Origin of the sequence: Streptomyces sp. CC53, assembly GCF_001865245.1 — a bacterium.
Classification (GTDB): domain Bacteria; phylum Actinomycetota; class Actinomycetes; order Streptomycetales; family Streptomycetaceae; genus Streptomyces.
In genome coordinates this window covers 15446-33153 of sequence record NZ_MKXB01000003.1, presented here as the reverse complement: position 1 = coordinate 33153, position 17708 = coordinate 15446, and the positions used below count along the sequence as shown (strand labels likewise).

The 17708-nt window shown below is 73.6% G+C and carries 16 protein-coding genes and 1 pseudogene; 11 read left to right on the top strand and 6 right to left on the bottom strand.

Translation table 11 applies throughout. The annotated features are described in order from the left end of the window. The first annotated feature begins 67 nt into the window (after nt 1-67). The 3 genes from BJP40_RS00230 (at nt 68) to BJP40_RS00220 (ending at nt 1693) form a co-directional block, all read left to right on the top strand. Nucleotides 68-526, top strand: coding sequence for a hypothetical protein (locus tag BJP40_RS00230; RefSeq protein WP_071277477.1), 459 nt, complete (start codon nt 68-70; stop codon nt 524-526). Nucleotides 527-806: 280 nt separating this feature from the next. Then, entirely contained in the window at nt 807-1184 is a 378-nt protein-coding gene (locus tag BJP40_RS00225; protein ID WP_071263989.1) for a hypothetical protein, read from the top strand. Then, the gene (locus BJP40_RS00220; RefSeq protein ID WP_071277475.1) at nt 1181-1693 is read left to right on the top strand and encodes a hypothetical protein; all 513 of its coding nucleotides are present in this window, start codon (nt 1181-1183) and stop codon (nt 1691-1693) included. The genes BJP40_RS00225 and BJP40_RS00220 overlap by 4 nt, the downstream gene beginning before the upstream one ends. Nucleotides 1694-1837: 144 nt before the next feature. Here the strand turns inward: BJP40_RS00220 and BJP40_RS35060 are convergent, their stop codons facing one another. Next, complete coding sequence (locus tag BJP40_RS35060) at nt 1838-1975, bottom strand: DUF397 domain-containing protein (RefSeq protein WP_256220570.1); 138 nt, start codon at nt 1973-1975, stop codon at nt 1838-1840. After that, nucleotides 1932-2858 carry a helix-turn-helix transcriptional regulator gene (locus BJP40_RS00215; protein ID WP_071277488.1) on the bottom strand — a complete coding sequence of 309 codons (927 nt, stop codon included), beginning with the start codon at nt 2856-2858 and terminating at the stop codon, nt 1932-1934. Before BJP40_RS00215 ends, BJP40_RS35060 begins: the two co-directional genes overlap by 44 nt. Before the next feature lie 138 nt (nt 2859-2996). Here BJP40_RS00215 and BJP40_RS00210 point away from each other — a divergent pair, with 138 nt between their 5' ends. Further along, a complete protein-coding gene (locus BJP40_RS00210) occupies nt 2997-3194 on the top strand; it encodes a hypothetical protein (protein ID WP_071277473.1) in 198 nt (65 codons plus the stop codon). A 40-nt stretch (nt 3195-3234) separates the two neighbouring features. Continuing rightward, nucleotides 3235-3570: a YnfA family protein gene (locus BJP40_RS00205; RefSeq protein ID WP_071277471.1), complete on the top strand. Its 336-nt coding sequence runs from the start codon at nt 3235-3237 to the stop codon at nt 3568-3570. 14 nt (nt 3571-3584) lie between these two features. Here the strand turns inward: BJP40_RS00205 and BJP40_RS00200 are convergent, their stop codons facing one another. The 4 genes from BJP40_RS00200 to glgX all read right to left on the bottom strand — a co-directional run bounded on the left by BJP40_RS00200 (nt 3585) and on the right by glgX (nt 10856). After that, a complete protein-coding gene (locus BJP40_RS00200) occupies nt 3585-4073 on the bottom strand; it encodes a hypothetical protein (RefSeq protein WP_071277469.1) in 489 nt (162 codons plus the stop codon). Between the two features lie 172 nt (nt 4074-4245). After that, nucleotides 4246-6447 (bottom strand): ABC transporter transmembrane domain-containing protein, encoded by a 2202-nt coding sequence (locus tag BJP40_RS00195; protein ID WP_226962435.1) that lies wholly within the window; start codon nt 6445-6447, stop codon nt 4246-4248. Beyond that, the gene (locus tag BJP40_RS00190) at nt 6444-8267 is read right to left on the bottom strand and encodes an ABC transporter ATP-binding protein (protein ID WP_071277467.1); all 1824 of its coding nucleotides are present in this window, start codon (nt 8265-8267) and stop codon (nt 6444-6446) included. Before BJP40_RS00190 ends, BJP40_RS00195 begins: the two co-directional genes overlap by 4 nt. Nucleotides 8268-8663: 396 nt before the next feature. Next, on the bottom strand, nt 8664-10856 hold the full coding sequence (gene glgX / locus BJP40_RS00185) for a glycogen debranching protein GlgX (protein WP_071268725.1): 2193 nt from the start codon (nt 10854-10856) through the stop codon (nt 8664-8666). Between the two features lie 217 nt (nt 10857-11073). Here glgX and BJP40_RS00180 point away from each other — a divergent pair, with 217 nt between their 5' ends. The 6 genes and pseudogenes from BJP40_RS00180 to BJP40_RS00155 all read left to right on the top strand — a co-directional run bounded on the left by BJP40_RS00180 (nt 11074) and on the right by BJP40_RS00155 (nt 17694). Beyond that, complete coding sequence (locus BJP40_RS00180; protein ID WP_079170802.1) at nt 11074-12420, top strand: Ig-like domain-containing protein; 1347 nt, start codon at nt 11074-11076, stop codon at nt 12418-12420. A 182-nt stretch (nt 12421-12602) separates the two neighbouring features. Beyond that, a complete protein-coding gene (locus tag BJP40_RS00175) occupies nt 12603-13850 on the top strand; it encodes an Ig-like domain-containing protein (RefSeq protein WP_079169248.1) in 1248 nt (415 codons plus the stop codon). 93 nt (nt 13851-13943) lie between these two features. Then, nucleotides 13944-14711: an enoyl-CoA hydratase/isomerase family protein gene (locus BJP40_RS00170; protein ID WP_071268723.1), complete on the top strand. Its 768-nt coding sequence runs from the start codon at nt 13944-13946 to the stop codon at nt 14709-14711. Nucleotides 14712-14908: 197 nt separating this feature from the next. Continuing rightward, nucleotides 14909-15517, top strand: coding sequence for an ATP-binding protein (locus BJP40_RS00165; RefSeq protein ID WP_371258574.1), 609 nt, complete (start codon nt 14909-14911; stop codon nt 15515-15517). A gap of 393 nt (nt 15518-15910) precedes the next feature. Then, nucleotides 15911-16231: pseudogene (locus BJP40_RS00160) on the top strand (hypothetical protein); the annotation flags it as partial. Between the two features lie 299 nt (nt 16232-16530). Continuing rightward, nucleotides 16531-17694 carry a beta-propeller fold lactonase family protein gene (locus tag BJP40_RS00155; RefSeq protein ID WP_071277485.1) on the top strand — a complete coding sequence of 388 codons (1164 nt, stop codon included), beginning with the start codon at nt 16531-16533 and terminating at the stop codon, nt 17692-17694. Nucleotides 17695-17708: the final 14 nt, after the last annotated feature.

The window sequence follows — 17708 nt, the reverse complement described above, 5'->3', positions numbered from 1 at the left end:
TCGATGCGGGGACCCTCCGGACCGGCACCGGTGTGTGGGGCGCACCGGGGGTGTAGGACCGGGCCCCATGAACACCTACACCCAGACCCCCTCCCGCGTGTACACGGCCCTGGCGGCGGCAGCAGGACTCCTGCTCCTCGGCGCGGGACCGGCCCAGGGCGGCGCCGTCACCGGGGTCGAGAACTGCGGCGGCAAGGGCCGCCCGCTGGAACTCCGCGTCAGCGGCAACGACGGCGGCACGACCACCCTGCGCCTCCACCAGAGCTACACGGTGGATGCCGACTTCGTGCCCGCCGCGACCGCCGCGAAGGCACGGTTCCGCCTCACCGCCGAGGCGTCGTTCGGCGAACTCCCGCTGGGCGACACCGCGACGGGCGCGCTCCGGGCCGGGACGAAGCACACCGCGCGCGGGTCCTTCCGCGCCGGAAGCGAACTCGTCGGCCGCACCGTCAAGATCCGCGCCACCGTCGACACCGGCGCGCACCGCGAGCTGTGCCTGAAGTTCACGGCCCGCGGCGTCGGCTGAGCGCGGCTCCCGGCGGAGCCGGGGACTGCCGGATGCTGCGGGGGCGCCGCTGCGGCCCGGCCCCGCCCCGGCCCGGCCCCGCCCGGTGCGGCGCCGGGCCGGGGCGAAGCCCGGCGTGGCCGTCCGCGGCGGCTCGGCTCGGCTTCGGCTTCGGCTTCGCGTCCGGCCCGGCCGCGGCGCCGCTGCGGCCGGGTCTGCGCGCGCCGGGCCCGCCCCCGACCCGCGCCGCCGCGCGAAAACGGGATGCTCAGCCCCGGCGCGTACCGTTACGGTCCTGCCCATGACCAGCACCGACACCGCCGGCACCGCGACCCGGACCACGACGACGCTGTGGCGTCCCACGGGCCCCGAGGAGCTGGAGCTGGTCCGGGCCGCCGACTGGCGCGCGTGGCCGCCGCGCCTCCCGGAGCAGCCGATCTTCTACCCCGTCCTCAACGAGGACTACGCGATCCGCATCGCCCGCGACTGGAACGTCCCGCACAGCGGCGCCGGTTACGTCACCCGCTTCGAGGTCGACACCGAGTTCGTGTCGCGCTACCCGGTCCGGCAGGCCGGCGGCGAGACGATCCTCGAACTGTGGGTGCCCGCTGAGGAGCTGGACGAGTTCAACACCCACATCGTGGGCCGCATCGAGGTCGTCCACGAGTTCCTGCGATGAGCGGCACGAGATGGTGGGAGCTGCTGCCCGCGGACGCCCGGGACGCGGCCGACGCCAATGTGCTGCGCGACGCGCCGCTGCTCGCGGTCAAGGCCGTCTGGGAGGCGGGCCGCCCACACGGCATGAGTCTCGTCGACGCCCAGGCCGTCGTCGACGACCGCTACCGGCACCACGGTGAGCGGGTCGTCCCCGTTCCGGACGACCCGCTCGACGTGGAGTCCCTGGCCGCCCGTGCCTCCGCTGCGCCCGGACGCGTCGTCGCGATCGAGGCCGTGTGGGACGGCGACACGGTCCACGACTGGTTCGTGGACCTGCTGGCCGTCACCACCGACTGCCCGGCCGGTCACCGCCTCGCCACCGTCTACTGGCAGGCGGCGGTGCGGTACCTCGGCGCAGGACGCGGGCCGCGCCACCCGTCGGCGGCCGCGGCCGAGCGGGCGGGACGCGCGCTGGCCGCGCACCTCGCCGTCCCGTTCCGCTTCGCGAGCCCGGACAGCCCCGGGGACTAGTCCGGCGGCCACGGGCCTGACGCCCTCCCGGGCTGCCCGTGTCGGCTCAGGCCGGTCTCGGGGCACGGGGTGCCCGTCCTGGCGGACGGCCCACGGAGGGGTGCCACGCCGCGTCGTGCGGTCCCCGGCTGACGCGGCGTGGCGCTACGCGGGAAGTGCCGCGTCCCGGACAGCGCCCACGAACGAGGCCCACGTGTCCCGTTCGAAGGCGAGGACGGGCCCGTCGGGGTCCTTGCTGTCACGGACGGGGACGAGGCCGGGGACACCGGATGCGATTTCCACGCAGTCGCCGCCGTCGTCCCCGCTGTGGCTGCTCTTGATCCAGTGCATGGTGCCGGTATCCCTCCATCACGTCCCTGATCAGAGCCGCGGATTCCCGAGCGGACAGAACATCGGCCCTGAGCACATCATAGGCGCGGCTGTTAACGGCGTAGAGGTGCGGATCGGCCGCGAAGTGGCCCCTGTTGAGAGACTCCGAATACACGCAGTCGGGCTCGTCCGGGAGCGTGATGAGGGACATCGAGGTCTTGGGCCGGGCAAGGTGCGGAGCGTCCGAGGGCGCCACCTGGATACGGATGTTGGGCCGCTGCCCCGCGTCCAGCAGGTGCGCGCACTGGCGGACCATGATGTCGGCCCCGCCCACGACGTTCCGCAGGCAGGCTTCCTCCAGTACGGCGATGAGGAGCGGGCCGCCGGGCGCGAAAAACCGCGTCTGACGGCTCAGCCTGGCCCGCATGCGCTCCTCGACCGCCGCCGGCTCCGCGATCCGAAGGGAGAAGAGCCACCGCATGTAGTCCTCCGCCTGCAGCAGTCCGGGAATGCGGTGCGTTTCGTACAACCGGACCGCCTCCGCGCGCGCATCCATCAGGGCGCGCCGCTTGAACCAGTCCGGGTGCTCGACGTTCGGATACCAGTCGACCTTCGCCCACATCCGCGTCAGTACTCCGCCGGTGCGCAGCAACTCGTCGCAGCGCGCCGCGAACCGGTCCTGCGGCACCCGCGTTCCCGCCTCCACGCGGGCCACGTGCGACCGGTCGCACGGGATCTGGCGTGCGAGCGCCGTCTGCGTGAGACCGGCGGCCTCCCGGTAGTGCTTCAGGACCTCCCCGAACAGCTCCGCCGAGCTTCCCGGCGCCGTGTCGGCCGGGGCGTTGCGTTGGGCCACCCTGTCCCCTCCCGTGACAGTCGTCCACTGGCACGCGCTCAGCATTGAGCCTGGCCACCGCGCTGAGCAACGCTGATGCCACCCAACGTAGTCACGCGGTCCGTATGTGCGGGACGCGTATCCCCTTACGGAGCACTCATGGAACGACAGGTCGATTCCCGTACGTACGTCTACGACCCGTTGCGGCCGCCCTCGCCCGTGCCCGGCTGCCTGCCCTGCCTGGAACTGGCCGCCCAGCGGGCGGAGGCGCGGTTCCGCTGCGACTCCAGCGCGGCGACCGACGCGAACGTCCTGCTGCGGCGGCACCTCGGTGAGGCGCACGAGCAGCAAGTGTGAGGATGGGGCCCTCCCTGCTCCGTGACGAGAGAGGTCCGCCGTGGTCGTCGCACGCTCCGCCGCACTGTTCGCCCTGGCCGCCCTGCTGGAGATCGGTGGTGCGTGGCTCGTCTGGCAGGGTGTGCGGGAGGAGCGCGGCTGGGCGTGGATGGGGGCGGGGGTGCTGGCCCTCGGGGCGTACGGGTTCGTCGCCACGTTCCAGTCCGACCCGAACTTCGGACGGGTCCTGGCCGCGTACGGCGGGGTGTTCGTCGCCGGGTCGCTGGCGTGGGGCATGGTCATGGACGGCTTCCGCCCCGACCGGTGGGACGTGGCCGGCGCCCTGGTGTGCCTCGCCGGGGTCGGCCTGATCATGTACGCCCCGCGCGGCACGTGAGGGGCGTGCCGAGGCTACGCGTCGGAGCGCAGGCCCAGGACGCTGTGCTGCACCAAGCCGCCGGACACGGTCGGGTCCTTCGCCCGCGCGCGGGCCGATTCGACCAGCCGCTGACGCAGTTCGTCGGCCGGCTCTCCCAGTACGATCGCGCTCAGCACCAGCTCCAGCATCAGGCCGTCGTACGTGTCGTCGTCGTTGCGGTAGCGCTCGGGGTCGCGTTCGGCCAGGGCCGCGGTGATCCGGCGGCCGCCGCCCTCGACCGGGGCGAACGTCGCCTCGTACATCCCGAAGCCGGTCCAGCTGCGGTGCACGTGGACGACGTCGCCCTCGGTGAAGACGTTCCACTTCTCGTCCATGTCACGCGCGCGGTAGCCGAGGCTGATCCGCTCCCACTCCGCGTCCGACCAGACCCGCTCGGGGAGCAGCGGCAGTCGATGCGGAGCGGAGATCGGCTTGAGGCGGCGCGACAACGACGCCCGGGTCACGCGCTCGTCGGTTGGCATGCCGCGAGTCTACGCAGACGGCAGCGTGGCGCAGCGGCCGCGGTCGGTCTCGTCCGGATCCGTACCGGTGCCGCCCCGGCCGCCGGCAGAACAGAGGCTCGCGTGAAGCCGGGACACGTCCGCGCAGCCACCGACACGGCCCCCGCCTGCCGCCGTTCGCCGGGCCGCCGCCTCAGCCCACCAGGCTGTCCCGCCAGGCCCGGTGGAGGCCCGCGAAGCGGCCGTCGCCGTGGATCAGGGCGGACGGGGCGCCGTCCTCCACCACCCGGCCGTGCTCCATCACGAGCACCCGGTCCGCGATCTCCACCGTCGACAGGCGGTGGGCGATCACCACCGCCGTACGGCCGTGCAGGACCGTGTCCATCGCCTGCTGCACCGCCCGCTCGCCCGGCACGTCCAGGGAACTCGTCGCCTCGTCGAGGATCAGGACGCCCGGGTCCGCCAGCAGGGCGCGGGCGAAGGCCACCAGCTGGCGCTGCCCCGCCGAGATGCGGCCGCCCCGCTTCCGCACGTCCGTGTCGTAGCCGTCCGGCAGCGCCGCGATGAAGTCGTGGGCGCCGATGGCCTTCGCGGCCTGCTCGATCTCCGCGCGGGTCGCGTCCGGGCGCCCCAGGGCGATGTTCTCCGCCACCGTCCCGGAGAAGAGGAACGCCTCCTGCGTCACCATCACCACACCGCGCCGCAGCTCAGGGGTGGGCAGGTCGCGCAGGTCCACGCCGTCCAGCAGGACGCGCCCCGTCGTCGGGTCGTAGAACCGCGCCAGCAGCTTGGCGAGGGTGGACTTCCCGGCGCCGGTCGTCCCCACCACCGCCACCGTCTGGCCGGCCGGGATCCGCAGGTCGAAGCGGGGCAGGACCTCGCCGCCCGTCCGGTACGCGAACGACACCCCGTCGAACACCACCTCCCGGCCCGGCGCCCCGGACGGCCGCGGCGGCAGGTCGCGGGACGCCGACGGGGCCGGTTCCCCGACCGTGGGCCGCTGGGCCAGCAGGCCCGCGATCTTCTCCAGGGACGCGGCCGCCGACTGGTAGGCGTTCAGGAACATCGCCAGCCGGTCGATGGGGTCGTACAACCGCCGCATGTAGAGGACCGCGGCCGCCAGCACGCCCAGCGCCAGCGTGCCGTCCGCGACCCGGTAGGCGCCCCACAGCACCATGCCGGCCACCGCCGTGTTGGCCACCAGCCGGGAGCCGACCACGTAACGCGCCATCTCCAGGATCGCGTCCCCGTTGCGCCGCTCGTGGTGGGCGTTCAGCTGCCCGAACACCGCGTCGTTGGCGCGTTCCCTGCGGAACGCGCGCACCGGCCGGATGCCGTTCATGGTTTCGGCGAACTTCACGATGACCGCCGCGATGGCCGTCGAGCGGGCGCTGAACGCCACCGCCGCCCGGCGCTGGTAGAGCCGGACGAGCAGGTACAGCGGCACGAACGAGGCCACCGCGACCGCGCCGATGCCCCAGTCGAGCCAGAGCAGGAGCACCGAGATCGCGACGAACGACAGGAAGACGTTGACGAGTTCCTGGAGCCCTTCGTTCAGCAGCTCCCGGAGTGACTCGACGTCGGTCGTCGAGCGGGAGATCAACCGCCCGGACGTGTAGCGCTCGTGGAAGTCCACACTGAGCGCCTGCGCGTGGCGGAAGATCCGGCCCCGCAGGTCCAGCAGCACATCCTGGCTGACCCGCGCCGACGCCCGCGTGAAGGCGTACTGGAACAGCGCCGCGCCCAACGCGCACAGCGCGTACCCCGCCGCGACGGCGACGACCGGCCCGTGGTCGCCCTGCCGCAGCGCCGGCACGGCCCGGTCGATCGCGTACGCCACCAGCAGCGGGCCCGCCTGCACGGCTGCCTGCTGGAGCAGGAGCAGCAGCGCCGACAGGGCCACGCCCGCCCGCCGCGGCGCGAGCAGCGAGCGCAGCAGCGCGCCCGTCGCACCCTTCGGCGCGGGCAGCGCGTCCCGGTCGAAGGGGTCGTCCCCCTCACCGGCGGGGCCGGTGGGGGCGTCGGCTTCGGTGACACCGCCGGGGCCGCCGGGGCCGCCGGGGCCGCCGGGGCCGCCGGGGTCAGTGGGGGCGGCGGGGCTGTCCTCCGCGGGAGCGGCGGGGGCGGCGGTCCGGTCCTGCGCCCCGCCGCCGGCGCCGCCCGGGTGGCCCTGTGCCGGGCCGGTGCGGACCTGAGGGTCCCCGGCCTCGGCGGCGTGGTCGTCCGCCGCCCCGTCGACGCCGCCCGGGGAGCCGTCCACGGAGCCGCCGTCCGCCCGCCCGTGGCCGCCCGCGCGGTCCGTCCCGCGACCCCGCGCCGCGCGGCCGCCCTCCTCCCCGGGACCGCTGCCCGTGGGCTCGTCCTCCTGGGGCCGGTGCTTCTCCTGAACCGTCATCGTGTCCCGTCCTCCGCCGCCCCCGACATCAGCCATGCGTACTCCGCACTGCTCCGCAGCAGTTCCTGGTGGGTGCCCACCGCCGCGATCCTGCCCCCGGACAGCAGCGCCACCCGGTCGGCCAGGAGCACCGTCGACGGGCGGTGCGCCACCACGAGCGCCGTCGTACCGGCCAGCACCTCCCGCAGTGCCGCCTCCACCAGCGCCTCGGTGTGCACGTCCAGAGCTGACAGCGGGTCGTCCAGCACCAGGAACCGGGGGCCGCCCACCACCGCGCGGGCCAGCGCCAGCCGCTGCCGCTGGCCGCCCGACAGGCTCAGGCCCTGCTCGCCCACCTGCGTGTCGGGTCCCTGCGGCAGGTCCGCCACGAAGCCGGCCTGGGCGACGTCCAGCGCCCGCCGCAGCTCCCGGTCGCCGGCGTCCGCCGCGGCCGCGCCCATCAGCACGTTCTCCTTGACGCTCGCCGAGAACAGCGTCGGCTCCTCGAACGCCACCGACACCAGCTCCCGCAACCGCTCCCTGGGCATGGCCGCGATGTCCTCGCCGTCCAGCAGGATCCGGCCCGCCGTCACCTCGTGCAGCCGCGGGACCAGCGCCGTCAGCGTGGTCTTGCCACAGCCGGTCGCCCCCACCAGCGCCAGCGTCTCGCCGGGCCGGACGTGCAGGTCCACCCCGCTCAGCACCGGCGGCGCGTCCGCGGGCGCGTCCGGGTAGCGGAAGCGGACGCCCTCGAAGACCATCCCCCGGCGGCCGTCCGGGGGAGCGGAGGCCGCGGCGGCGGGCCCGGGCTCCTCCTCGGCCTGGTCCATCACCTCGAAGTACCGCTCCGTCGCCGTCGCCGCCTCCTGGCTCATCGCCAGCAGGAAGCCGATGGACTCCACCGGCCAGCGCAGCGCCAGCGCCGTCGACAGGAACGCCACGAGCGTCCCCGCCGACAGGGTGCCGTCCGCCACGTGGACGGTGCCCAGCACCAGCGCCGCCCCGATCGCCAGCTCCGGCACCACGGTGATGAACGCCCAGATGGACGCGAGCAGCCGCGCCTTGTGCAGCTCGGTGCCGCGCAGCCGCTCCGCGGTCACCGCGAACGCCTGCGCCTGGCTCCGGTGCCGGCCGAAGCCCTTCACCACCCGGATGCCGAGCACGCTCTCCTCGACCACGGTGGTCACGTCGCCCACCTGGTCCTGCGCCCGGCGTGCCACCTGCGAGTAGCGTCCCTCGAACCACGAGCAGCCGACGATCAGCGGCACGACCGGCACCAGCAGCACCAGGCCCAGCGTCCAGTCCTGCATCAGGAGCACCACGAAGCCCGCCAGCACCGTCACCGCGTTGACGAACAGGAACGTCAGCGGGAACGCGAAGAACATCCGCAGCAGCGACAGGTCCGTGGTGCCGCGCGACAGCAGCTGACCCGACGCCCACTTGTCGTGGAACGCCACCGGCAGCCGCTGCAGCCGCCGGAAGAGGTCGCCGCGCAGCGCCGCCTCCACGCCCGTCAGCGGCCGGGCCACCAGCCAGCGCCGCAGCCCGAACAGCAGCGCCTCCGCCACCCCCAGCCCGAGCACCGCGAGCGCGCCCCACCACACCCCGTCCGGATCGCGGTCCGCGACCGGCCCGTCCACCATCCACTTCAGGACCAGCGGGATGACCAGGCTCAGGCAGGACGCCACGACCGCTATGGCGGCGGCCGTGAAGAACCGCGCCCGCACCGGGCGCAGGTACGGCCACAGCCGCAGCAGCGACCGCACTGCCGAGCGCTTCGGCGGCGGGGCGGTGGAGGCGGACGACGGAGGGACGGGGGCTGGTGACGGAGAGGCAGACATCAGCACCGAGCGTACGGTTCACCACTGACATCGCTCATGTGCTTTTCCGCCGAACAGCCCTGGGACCTTCGTGCTGGTCCCGCGGCCCTACGACCGCCCCCACCTGCCGGTCCGCACCCCCGCCCGCCCCGGGAACGGGCGCTTGCCCGCCCCTCCGCGGCGAGCGGAGCCCCGGCCCGCGCACCTCCTCCACGCGCCGGCCCCGCATCCACACTCCTCGCACACGCACTCTCCCCACCTCCCGCGCCGGGGCGGCACGCCCGCACGCCGTGGCCGTGGCCGTCCCGGAGGAGAGCACAGGAGCGCTCCCGTCGCCGGGACGGGGCGGCTGCCCGCCGCGCCCCATCCCCGGGAACAGGGCACCGGCCCGCCCGCGCGCCCGCCGCGGAGGGCCTCCTACGCCCGCACCCGCCACAGCAGTGCCGACCTGGGCGCCACCCTCACCGCCTCCCCGCCGTCGTGGACGGTGCCCGGCGGCTCCTCCTGGTCCTCTCCGGTCGTGTCCACCAGCAGTTCGTACGACTCCGCCCACGGCGGGCCCGGCAGCCGCTGCTCCGCCTCCGTGTGGCCCGCGTGCAGGACCACCAGGAAACTGTCGTCCCGGATCGGTCCGCCCCGCGCGTCCCGCCCCGGGATGTCCCGCCCCGACAGGTAGAACGCGATGGTCGCCGTCGGCGCGTACCAGTCCTGTTCCGTCATCTCCACGCCCTTGGCGGTGAACCACGCGAGGTCCCGCAGCCCGTCCTCCCCCTGAGGCCGGCCCGAGAAGAACGCGCGGCGCCGCAGCACCGGGTGCGCGTGGCGCAGGGCGAGCAGCCGCCGCGCCAGCGCCAGGAGCTGCCGCGTCCACGGCTCCTCGTCGAGCAGCGACCAGTCCACCCAGCCGATCTCGTTGTCCTGGCAGTACGCGTTGTTGTTCCCGCCCTGGGTGCGGCCCAGCTCGTCCCCGGCGACGAGCATCGGCACGCCGGTCGACAGCAGCAGCGTCGTCAGCAGGTTGCGGACCTGGCGGCGGCGCAGCGCGTTGACGTCCGCGTCGTCCGTCTCGCCCTCGGCGCCGCAGTTCCAGGACCGGTTGTCGTTCGTGCCGTCCCGGTTGTCCTCGCCGTTCGCCTCGTTGTGCTTGTGCTCGTACGACACCAGGTCGCGCAGCGTGAAACCGTCGTGCGCGGTGACGAAGTTGACCGACGCGTACGGGCGGCGCCCGCCCCACGCGTACAGGTCGCTCGACCCGGACAGCCGGTAGCCGAGGTCCCGCACGTCCGGCAGCGCGCCCCGCCAGAAGTCCCGGACAGCGTCCCGGTAGCGGTCGTTCCACTCGGTCCACAGGGGCGGGAAGGCCCCCACCTGGTAGCCGCCGCTGCCGACGTCCCAGGGCTCCGCGATGAGTTTCACCCGCCGCAGCACCGGGTCCTGCGCGATCACCGCGAGGAACGGCGACAGCATGTCCACGTCGTGCATCGAGCGGGCCAGCGCCGCCGCCAGGTCGAAGCGGAACCCGTCCACCCCCATCTCGGTCACCCAGTAGCGCAGCGAGTCCGTGATGAGCCGCAGCACCTGCGGCTGGACCACGTGCAGGGTGTTGCCGCAGCCGGTGTAGTCGGCGTAGCGGCGGGCGTCGCCCGCGAGCCGGTAGTAGCCGCGGTTGTCGACGCCGCGCAGCGACAGCGTCGGGCCCATCTCGTTCGCCTCGGCCGTGTGGTTGTAGACCACGTCGAGGATGACCTCGATGCCCGCGGCGTGCAGTGCCCGCACCATCCGCTTGAACTCGCCGACCTGCCCGCCCCCCGTGCCCGACGCGCTGTACGCGCCGTGCGGGGCGAAGTAGCCGATCGAGTTGTAGCCCCAGTAGTTGCGCAGCCCCCGCCGCAGCAGGTGGTCCTCGTGGGCGAACTGGTGCACCGGCAGCAGCTCGACCGCCGTCACCCCCAGCCGCGTCAGGTGCTCCACCGCCGCCGGGTGCGCGAGGCCCGCGTAGGTGCCCCGCAACTCCTCAGGGACGCCCGGGTGCCGCATGGTGAAGCCGCGCACGTGCAGCTCGTAGATCACCGAGTCCGACCACGGCGTCTTGGGGCGCCGGTCGTCCGCCCAGTCGTCCGGGTCGTGCACGACGACCCCCTTCGGCACGTGCGGCGCCGAGTCCCGCTCGTCGCGGACCGTGTCCGCCACCCGCTGGTCGGGCCAGTCCCGCACGTGCCCGTAGACCTCCGGCGGCAGCCGGAACTCGCCGTCCACCGCGCGGGCGTACGGGTCGAGCAGCAGCTTCGCCGGGTTCCAACGGGCCCCCGTCCACGGGTCCCACCGGCCGTGCACCCGGTACCCGTACCGCTGCCCGGGCAGCACCCCCGGCACGAAGCCGTGCCAGATCTCGTGGGTGAGCTCCGCGAGCGGCACCCGGGTCTCGGTGCCGTCCGGGGCGAACAGGCACACCTCGACGGCTTCCGCCCCACCCGCCCACAACGCGAAGTTCGTGCCCGCCACCCCGTCGGGCCCGACCCGGAAGCGGGCCCCGAGGGGCGTGGGCGCCCCCGGCCACGCGGGCGGTGCGGCCTGCGCCCGCGCGTCGGGGCGCGCCTCCCGCGCGGTCACGCCGTCGGCGGCTCCGGGGCGTGACCCGTCGGGCCCCGGATGCCGCGGTGCGGTGGGTGTCGCGGGCCCCCCGGGCACGGCGCCACCGACTGACCTCTGTTCCGCTGCGCTCGACACCTGCCGGCCTCCTGCGGCTCGTCCGGCTGACGGATCCGGTCACCCGTCCCCGGGGCTCCCGGTCCTCACCGTGTTCTGCCCGAACTGTCCCGATCCCAACATGGCCGGTCCCGAACACGACCCGTACAGACGTTTCCCTGCCCCGGGCGCGGTCGTTGGGCGGGCTGTGAGACGACATGGAATCCCACGGGCGACACGGGTATGGGCCGGCCTGGTCGCTGCGCTGGTGTGTGCGGGTCCGGCCCTCGGTCTGGCCGGGTGCTCCCCGGGCGGCGGGGCCGCGGGTGAACGCGGCCGGGGGGACGGCGGGTCCGTCGCTCCCGACCGGGGCAAGGGCGAATCCGCCGGTGACACCATCCGGGTGACGCCGGGCGACGGGGCGGAAGGCGTGGCCCCGGGCGCCCGCGTCGAGGTCCGGGTCCCCGACGGGCGGTTGGAGAGCGTACGGGTGCGCAAGGTGGAGGACGCCGAGCCCGACGACGTGCCGGGCGCCCTCACCGGCGACGGGCTGGCCTGGCGTCCGGAACCGGGCACCCGGCTGGCGCTCGCCGCCAAGTACCGCGTGGACGCGGTGGCCGTGGACCGGCGCGGGCGGCGCTCCGCGCGGCACACCACGTTCACCACGCTCGTGCCGGAGCACCGCTTCATCGGCTACTTCGCCCCGGAGAACCGCTCCACCGTCGGCACCGGCATGATCGTCTCCTTCCGGTTCAACCGGCCGGTGCGGAACCGCGCCGCAGTCGAGCGGCGCATCCGCGTCACCGCGGAGCCCGCCGTCGACATCGCCGGCCACTGGTTCGGCAGCGAGCGGCTCGACTTCCGGCCCGAGCACTACTGGGCCCCCGGCACCCGCGTCACCGTCGACCTGCGGCTGCGGGACGTGGAGGCCGCGCCCGGCGTGTACGGCATCCAGGACAAGACGGTGCGGTTCACCGTGGGCCGGGCGCAGACCTCCCTCGTCGACGCGGAGAAGCACACCTTGGAGGTGCGCCGCGACGGGCGGCTCGTCGCCACGCTGCCGGTGACGGCCGGAGCGCCGAAGACCACCACGTACAACGGGAAGATGGTGGTCACCGAGTTGTTCGAGGTGACGCGGATGAACGGCGCCACCGTGGGGTTCAAGGACGCGACGGGCAAGAGCGAGTACGACATCAAGGACGTGCCGCACGCCATGCGGCTGACCGCGTCCGGCACGTTCCTGCACGGCAACTACTGGACGCCCGCCGACGCCTTCGGCTCCGCGAACGTCAGCCACGGCTGTGTCGGGCTGCGCGACACCAAGGGCGGCGGCGCCGACACCCCGGCCGGCTGGTTCTTCGACCGGACCCTCGTCGGGGACGTGGTGGAGGTCGTCAACTCGCGTGACCGGAAGGTCGCTCCCGACAACGGCCTCGGTGGCTGGAACATGGACTGGAAGTCCTGGAAGGCGGGTTCGGCGCTGCGCTGAGGCGGCCCCGGCAGGACGGGTGCGCCCCGGGAAGCCGGCCCTGGAAGCATTGGGACGCAACGGTGACATTCCGGGGCGCGCCGCGGTGCTCGCGGTGTGGTTGTCTGGCGCGGTGCGTGCGAGTGCAGCACGCGGGGGTGCGGGCCTCGGCGACGCCGGGCCCGGCGAGGAAGAGGTACATCGTGAAGGTGCTGCCGATATCGGGGACGGCGGCGCGGGGCGGGGCCCGGCGCCGGGGCGCCAGAGGGACGCTGGCCGTCGCCGCAGGAACGTTGTTGCTGCTGGTGTCCGCCTGTTCGGGCGGCGCGGGCGGTGACGCGGAGAACGCGGCCGCAGCCAAGGATGCGCAGCAGGTCGACAACGCGCCGTCGCAGGCCCTCGTCACCGTCGTCCCGAAGGACGGCGCGGACGGGGTCGAGACGAGCGGGGCCCTGAAGGTCACCGCGGAGAAGGGCACGCTGAGCGCGGTCACCGTGACGGACTCCAAGGGCGGCAAGGTCGACGGCCGGATGTCCGCCGACGGCGCGAGCTGGCAGCCGGTCCGGCACCTGGCCGCCGCGACGACGTACAAGGTGCACGCCGTCGCCAAGGACGCCGCGGGCCGCGAGTCCGCCAAGGACACCTCCTTCACGACGCTGGTGCCGCAGAACACCTTCTTCGGCGAGTTCACGCCCGAGGACGGCTCCACGGTCGGCGTCGGCATGCCGGTGTCCCTGAAGTTCTCCCGCGGCATCACCGACCCCGGGGCCGTCGAGGCCGGCATCAAAGTGACCGCCGAGCCGTCTGTGCCGGTCGAGGGCCACTGGTTCGGCAACGACCGGCTCGACTTCCGGCCGCGGGAGTACTGGAAGCCGGGCACGAAGGTGACGCTGTCGCTCGACCTCGACGGGGTGGAGGGCCGCCCCGGCGTGTACGGCAAGCAGCGCAAGACCGTCAGCTTCACCGTCGGCCGCAGCCAGGTGTCGACGGTCGACGCGAGCGCCAAGACCATGACCGTCGTCCGGGACGGCAAGGTGCTCAGGACGCTCCCGATCACCGCGGGCGCGCCGTCCACCACCACGTACAACGGGCAGATGGTCATCAGCGAGAAGTACAAGGTGACCCGGATGAACGGCGCCACCGTCGGCTTCGGCGGCGAGTACGACATCAAGGACGTGCCGCACGCGATGCGGCTGTCCACCTCGGGCACCTTCGTGCACGGCAACTACTGGGCCGCGAAGTCGACGTTCGGCTCGGCCAACGTGAGCCACGGCTGCGTCGGGCTGCACGACGTCCGTGGCGCCGGCGACCCGGCCACGCCCGCCGCCTGGTTCTACGACAACTCGATCATCGGCGACGTGGTGGTCGTGAAGAACTCCCAGGACAAGCAGATCCAGCCCGAGAACGGCCTCAACGGCTGGAACATGCCGTGGCCGGAGTGGATCAAGTAGCGGGGTGCCCCGCGGGTGGGCCCGGAGCCGTGGCGGACGGCGCCGGGCCCACCCGCGTTCCCGCGGCCGTTAACGGCGGCTAACCTGCCCCGTATGACAGTCACTCTCGAAGTCTCCGCGGGTGTCGGCACCGTCCGCCTGGACCGGCCCCCCATGAACGCCCTGGACATCGCCACCCAGGACCGCCTCAAGGAACTCGCCGAGGAGGCCGCGGACCGCGACGACGTGCGCGCGGTGGTGCTCTACGGCGGCGAGAAGGTCTTCGCGGCCGGCGCGGACATCAAGGAGATGCAGGCCATGGACCACCGGGCCATGGTGCTGCGCGCCAAGGCCCTGCAGGACTCCTTCACCGCCGTGGCCCGCATCCCCAAGCCGGTCGTCGCCGCCGTCACCGGCTACGCCCTGGGGGGCGGCTGCGAGCTGGCGCTGTGCGCCGACGTCCGCATCGCCGCGGACAACGCGAAGCTGGGCCAGCCGGAGATCCTGCTCGGCCTCATCCCGGGGGCCGGCGGCACCCAGCGGCTGGCGCGGCTCGTCGGGCCGTCCAAGGCCAAGGACCTCATCTTCACCGGGCGGCACGTCCGGGCGGACGAGGCGCTGGCGATCGGTCTCGTCGACCGGGTCGTCCCGGCCGCCGAGGTGTACGAGCAGGCGCACGCCTGGGCCGCCAGGCTCGCCCAGGGCCCGGCGCTGGCCCTGCGCGCGGCGAAGGAGTCGGTCGACGCGGGCCTGGAGACGGACATCGACACCGGCCTGACCATCGAACGGAACTGGTTCGCCGGGCTGTTCGCCACCGAGGACCGGGAGCGGGGCATGCGCAGCTTCGTCGAGGAGGGTCCCGGCAAGGCCAAGTTCCTTTGACATATGACCACACCGGCAGGGGTGGCGCCGCGGCGCATGGCCGGTCCGCGCGGCGGAAACGGTCCGTTACCGGTTCAGCCCTGCGGGTGGTTTAAGGCAGCCTCAAGCCAGCCTTAAGCCGCAGGTGCTCAGATCTGTCCGTGATCATGGCTGAACAGTGTGTCACCGCAGGTCAGCCCGGGTGGAACGGGTCTGAGTTGCCCCCGTCATATGCCGTACGGCTTCCCCTTGGGTGCGGGTCCCGCGGGGGCGATTCCCGTGGAACCGCCCCGCGCGGCACGCCGGACGGTCATGATGGGGGCATGGCGGGGCTGGAAGGTGAGCAACCATGGCAGCGCGGCAGCGCCACCACCGCACGGTGGATGCCCACGGCGGACGACGAGCAGGCGCTGAAGGCGCTGGAGCAGTACGGGGACCCGACGGTCGAGGAAGTGCAGATGCCGTCCCGCCCCGAATCCGCCGCCCTGGCCCGCCGGATGGTGCACCACGTCGTCCTGCGTGAGTGGTCGCTCGGCCCGCAGATCGCCGAGGACACGGTGCTGCTCGTCTCCGAGCTCGTCGGCAACGCCGTACGCCACACCGGCGCCCGCGTCTTCGGCCTGCGGATGCGCCGCGGCCGGGGCCGCATCCGCGTCGAGGTGCGCGACCCCTCGCGCGGACTGCCCTGCCTCATGCCCGTGCGGGAGACGGACATCAGCGGGCGCGGCCTGTTCCTGGTGGACAAGCTCTCCGACCGCTGGGGCGTGGACCTGCTGCCCCGCGGCAAGAACACGTGGTTCGAGATGCGGGTCGCCGACCGCGGATAGGGCCTCGCGGCCCGCCGCCCCCCTGTCCGCCCGCGCGCCAGGCTCCCGCGCCCTGCGCCCGCCGTACGCGCGTTCCGCCGCCCCCGCCCCCAGCCCGCCGCGCCCCGCGACCGTCGGGCTCATGCGCCCGGGTCTGCCGTATGCGGTTCCCGCCGGTCTCCGCGCCCGCGCCGCCCCTGTCCACCGCGCCCGCGCCGCCAGGCCCTGCGTCCCGCGCCCGCCGGGCTCCTGCCCGAGCCCTCACGGGGTTCCCGTCTCCTGAGGCGCTGTCAGTGGCTCCGCCCAGGCTGCCGGGCATGACCGCTCACACCGACGACAGCCCGTTCTCCGCGCTGGGGCGCGTGGTCGTCCTGGTCGACGACCAGGACGCGGCGCTGGCCCTACCGCGACGCCCTCGGCTTCCGCGTCCTGCACGACGGGACGGCCGGCGGCCACCGCTTCCTGCACATCGGCCTGCCCGGTCAGGAGCCGGCCGGCGTCCGGCTCATGGCCGCCGCCGGCGACCGCGGGCGCGAACTGGTGGGCCGCCGGAGCGGCGGCCGGCTCCTGCTGGTGCTGTACACCCCCGACCTGGACACGGTCCGCGAGCGGCTGCGCCGGCACGGCGTGCGCGTACGGGGCGTGCGGGACGAGGCCGACAGCCGCTCACTGCACCTGGCCGGCCTCTGCGGAAACGTGATCATCGCGGCGGAGCTGCGCGCACCTGCGGCGTGACGGCCGACGGCCGCGCCGGCAGACACCGACGCCGCGCCCCTCGGTGCCGTCGGGGCGCCGAACGCACGGAAGCCCCCTGCGTGCCGTGGTGACGGTACCGCGCGGGGGCTTCTGCACAGGAGCGCCCCGAACGGGTAAGGGGTGTGTCCGACGGCGCTGTCGACGACCTGGCCCGGGTCATGGGGGTCGCAGTGCCGACTATGGCAGACGGGGGGCGTTGCCACCAAAAAACGGCACATGACGGGTCAATCGGTACCTTACGTAGCACCTCACCCTTAAATGGTCGGGTGACCGTGCACATGATGAAACGCCCCTCGATCCTGCTCGCGGCCGCCCTCCTCGCCGCCCTCGCCTCCGGCTGCGGCTCGGCGAGCGAACCGGCCGTGCCCAAGGCCGCCGCGCCTCCCGTCCCGAAGAAGCCCGCCGTCCCCGCCGGACTGCCGGGGATGCCCCCGGTCCTCGACGCCAAGGACATCTACGCCGCCGACCGGCCGAACAAGCTCTCGCCCGTCGTGAAGGACTTCCCTTCCCGCGTCTACGTGCCCAACACGCTCTCCAACACCGTCACCGTCATCGACCCGAAGACGTACGAGGTCGTCGAGACCATCCCGGTCGGCAAGCACCCCCAGCACGTGGTGCCCTCCTGGGACCTGAAGACCCTCTGGGTCAACAACAACCAGGGCCACACCCTCACCCCCATCGACCCCGCGACGGGCAAGCGCGGCAAGGACGTGGAGGTCCACGACCCGTACAACCTGTACTTCACGCCGAACGGCAAGCACGCGGTCGTCATGGCCTCCCTCGACCGCGAACTGGTCTTCCGTGACCCGCACACCATGAAGCGCGTCCACACCGAACCGGTCACCTGCTACGGCGTGAACCACGCCGACTTCTCCGCGGACGGCCGCTACTTCATCGTGTCCTGCGAGTTCTCCGGCGAACTGCTGAAGGTCGACACGCAGAAGATGAAGGTCGTCGGGCAGCAGAAGCTCCCCTTCAACGGGGCCATGCCGCAGGACGTCAAGCTCTCCCCGGACGGCAAGACCTTCTACATCGCCGACATGATGGCGCACGGCATGTGGGTCCTGGACGGCGAGAAGTTCACCACCCCGACCCTGCTGCCCACCGGCAAGGGCTGCCACGGCCTGTACATCTCGCGGGACTCCAAGGAGATGTACGTCCCGAACCGCGGGGAGGGCTCCATCTCCGTCTTCGACTTCACGAAGAACAAGCTGACCAAGAAGTGGTGGCTGCCCGACGGCGGCTCGCCCGACATGGGCGGCGTCTCGGCGGACGGCAAGGTCCTGTGGCTCTCCGGCCGGTACGACTCCGAGGTGTACGCCATCGACACCACGACCGGCAGGCAACTGGCCCGCATCCCCGTCGGCGACGGCCCCCACGGACTGGCCGTCTACCCACAGCCCGGCCGCTACTCCCTGGGCCACACCGGCGTCTTCCGCTGAGCCGCCCGGTCCGG